Origin of the sequence: Sodalis sp. (in: enterobacteria), assembly GCF_047607725.1 — a bacterium.
GTDB lineage: Bacteria > Pseudomonadota > Gammaproteobacteria > Enterobacterales > Enterobacteriaceae > JBLKSS01.
In genome coordinates, this window is sequence record NZ_JBLKSS010000256.1 from 1 (window position 1) to 3175 (window position 3175).

General features: G+C 55.4%; 1 protein-coding gene and 5 pseudogenes. 4 read left to right on the plus strand and 2 right to left on the minus strand.

What is annotated here, in order from left to right; genetic code table 11:
- Nucleotides 1–142: 142 nt before the first annotated feature.
- Nucleotides 143–294 (minus strand): annotated as a pseudogene (locus tag ACMX3H_RS17845) (YniB family protein); the annotation flags it as partial.
- 164 nt (nt 295–458) lie between these two features.
- Between ACMX3H_RS17845 and hxpB the strand changes: the two are divergent.
- Complete coding sequence (hxpB, locus tag ACMX3H_RS17850) at nt 459–1124, plus strand: hexitol phosphatase HxpB (protein WP_415211758.1); 666 nt, start codon at nt 459–461, stop codon at nt 1122–1124.
- Between the two features lies 1 nt (nt 1125).
- Here the strand turns inward: hxpB and ACMX3H_RS17855 are convergent.
- Nucleotides 1126–1468: pseudogene (locus tag ACMX3H_RS17855) on the minus strand (cupin domain-containing protein).
- A 276-nt stretch (nt 1469–1744) separates the two neighbouring features.
- On the opposite strand from ACMX3H_RS17855, the pseudogene kduI reads away from it, so the two are divergent.
- The 3 pseudogenes from kduI to ACMX3H_RS17870 form a co-directional block, all read left to right on the plus strand.
- Nucleotides 1745–2582: pseudogene (gene kduI / locus ACMX3H_RS17860) on the plus strand (5-dehydro-4-deoxy-D-glucuronate isomerase).
- A 75-nt stretch (nt 2583–2657) separates the two neighbouring features.
- A pseudogene (locus ACMX3H_RS17865) lies at nt 2658–2930 on the plus strand (SDR family NAD(P)-dependent oxidoreductase); the annotation flags it as partial.
- 108 nt (nt 2931–3038) lie between these two features.
- A pseudogene (locus ACMX3H_RS17870) lies at nt 3039–3175 on the plus strand (transposase); the annotation flags it as partial.

A 3175-nucleotide genomic window follows, 5' to 3' on the forward strand; every position in this document is an offset into this window, starting at 1 on the left:
AAGTCCAGCGGGAAATTGGGACGACGTCTTGAGGGTTTTGGTGGGGTTTGTTTCATGAATTGCGCCCATTAAAAAAATAATGGACATCATCTTTAATAACTTGATGGGGAATTAACAGACGGCGCGGGGCGTACGCTTACTTTAAAAATGGGGTATTGAAGCGCATCATATCGATAATGACATGAAAAAAGTCGCTTATGACCGCATTAATGCCTTGATTCGGACTGCTATGTTGCTCGATAAATTTCAATACCGCTTAACAACCGCCAGGCGGCCGGCTTGCTGATACGTCATGTGCTCCCCTTGATTAAACGACGCAGGTCCGATTGGCTTAAGTTTATCTATAATTTACTTTATTTGCTTTACTGTTTTCTTAAAAAGCCCTTTATGCTGTCGCTATTGCTCGCGCTGTGATTCTGGCGCGCGCGCCCTACGTTCACTACAGGAAAGGTTTCGTTATGGTTTCACCCCCCAGGCAACAAGCGGTTATCTTTGACATGGATGGCCTGATTATTGACTCCGAACCGCTGTGGTACCAAGCGGAGCTGGCGGTATTCGCCGAATTGGGCAAAGCGAGCTCCCTCGCCGCCACCCTGCCCGACACGCTGGGATTACGGATTAATGAGGTGGTGGATCTCTGGTATCAAGCTTCGCCCTGGCAAGGACCGTCGCGGGGCGAGGTTAGCGAGCGCATCATTGAACGCGCGTTAAGCATGATCGAGCAGCAGCGGCCCTTGCTGCCCGGCGTACGGCAGGCCCTGACGCTGGCGGCGGAATGCGGGTTAAAAATCGGTCTGGCGTCGGCCTCGCCAATGTTTATGCTGGAACGGGTGTTGGACATGTTTACGCTGCGTCACTATTTCCACTTCATCGCATCGGCGGAACTGTTGCCCTACAGCAAGCCGCACCCGGAAGTGTATCTGCGCGCCGCCGCCGGCCTGGACGTCGAGCCGATGCGCTGTTCCACCCTGGAGGATTCCTTCAACGGCATGATTGCCACCCGGGCGGCGCGCATGCGCTCGATAGTCGTGCCGGATGCCGGTCTGCGCGACGACCCGCGCTGGTGTCTGGCGCCGGTGCGGCTGCCGTCGCTGCTGGCCCTGGAAGCGGCACATCTCCTCTGATTTACCGCGAGGACAGGAAATCGTCGCGCTTGGGGCTAAACGTGTCGACAAGCACGCTGCTGTCGTCCAGTGCGACCACCCCGTGCAACTGTCCTTTCACCGCGCGGTAGGCGTCACCGGCGACGAGAATGCGCGTTTCGCCGTCGATGGTGACCTCAAAGCGCCCCGCCGCCCACATAGGCAATCTGATCGTGAATCTCGTGCTTGTGCGGCGTCCCCACCGCGCCTTGGGCGAAATGCACGCAGACCATCATCAATTTATCGCTCCAGGTCATCACCTTACGCTTAATGCCCGCGCCCAGCGTTTCCCAATGGGTTTCATCATCCAGGTAGAACGTTTTCATATCACTCCTCATCGTTTTTCTGCGCCGCGGGCGCAAAGGGTATAGGGGCAATTGTAAACCGAACCCGCCGCGTTCCCCTAGCCGAACCGCAAAAATGCATGGCCGCTCTAAAAAAATAAAACATTATTTTAATATTATTGAATTGTCGTCACGACGGTTTTATGATGAGGACCCCTTCGCGGCACAGAAACGTCACGCAACGACTCGCCGTTTGCGCTTTCTGCGACCGCGCTTACCGGGCCTATGCCCGCTGATTACCACGAGAGAGGCTTCACCATGCAGGTTCGTCAAAGCATTCATAGCGATCACGCCAACCATCTGGATACCGAGGGGCTGCGTCGCGAGTTCCTTATCGAGCAGATTTTTGTCGCCGACCAGTACACCATGACCTATAGCCATATTGACCGCATTATCGTTGGCGGCATCCAGCCGGTGACGGGGCCGGGTCACCCTCGGCGATGACGTCGGTAAGCGGCTGGGGGTCAGTTATTTCCTGGAGCGTCGAGAATTGGGCGTTATCAATATTGGCGGCACGGGGGTGGTGGCGGTCGACGGTACCCGTTATGAAATCGGGCATGAAGAAGCGCTGTATGTCGGCCAAGGCGCGCGGGATATCCGCTTTGAGAGCATTAGCGCCGGGCAGCCGGCGCTGTACTACTACAATAGCGCGCCGGCGCATACCGCCTATCCCAGCCGCAAGATCACCCTGGCCGAGGCCACGTCGCAAACCATAGGTGACAACGTCACCAGAAATCGCCGGACAATCCATAAATTCATCGTTCCGGATGTGCTGCCGACCTGTCAGCTTACGATGGGGTTAACCAAACTGGCGGAGGGCAATTTGTGGAATACCATGCCCTGCCACACCCATGAGCGGCGGATGGAGGTGTATTTCTATTTCAATATGGACCCCGAGACAGCGGTATTCCATATGATGGGCCAGCCGCAGGAAACCCGTCATCTGGTCGTGCGCAATCAGCAGGCGGTGATCTCACCCAGTTGGTCAATCCACGCCGGGGCCGGCACCAAGAATTATACCTTTATTTGGGGGATGGTCGGCGAAAACCAGGTTTTTGACGATATGGATCACCTCAAGGTCAGCGAATTGCGCTAATTCCCCTGCGGCCGGCCCGGCTGCAGATACGTTAACACCGGCGGCCTGCCTGGCCGCGTACAGTAAGGTGGCATTATGATCTTGGAACGTTTTGCATTACAGGGAAAAGTCGCGGTCATTACCGATTGTGATACCGGACTGGGCCAAGGTATGGCCATCGGGTTGGCGGAGGCCGGCTGTGATATCGTCGGCGTCAATATCGTTGAGCCTGACGAGACACTACGGCAGGTGGAGTCACGCGGTTGCCGCTTTCTCTCCATCAAAGCCGATCTGAGCGATACCGCGGTCATCCCGGGGGTTATCGCTCAGGCGGTGGCGGTCTTCGGCCATATCGATATTTTGGTAAGCGTACGCCCAGCGCCGTCTGTTAATTCCCCATCAAGTTATTAAAGATGATGTCCATTATTTTTTNAATGGGCGCAATTCATGAAACAAACCCCACCAAAACCCTYAAGACGTCATCCCAATTTCCCGCTGGACTTTAAAATTAAGCTGGTTGAGCAGGCGCTCCAGCCCGGCGTATCCATTGCCAAGCTGGCACGGGATAACGGTATCAATGACAATTTGCTGTTCAACTGGCGCCAGCTCTACCG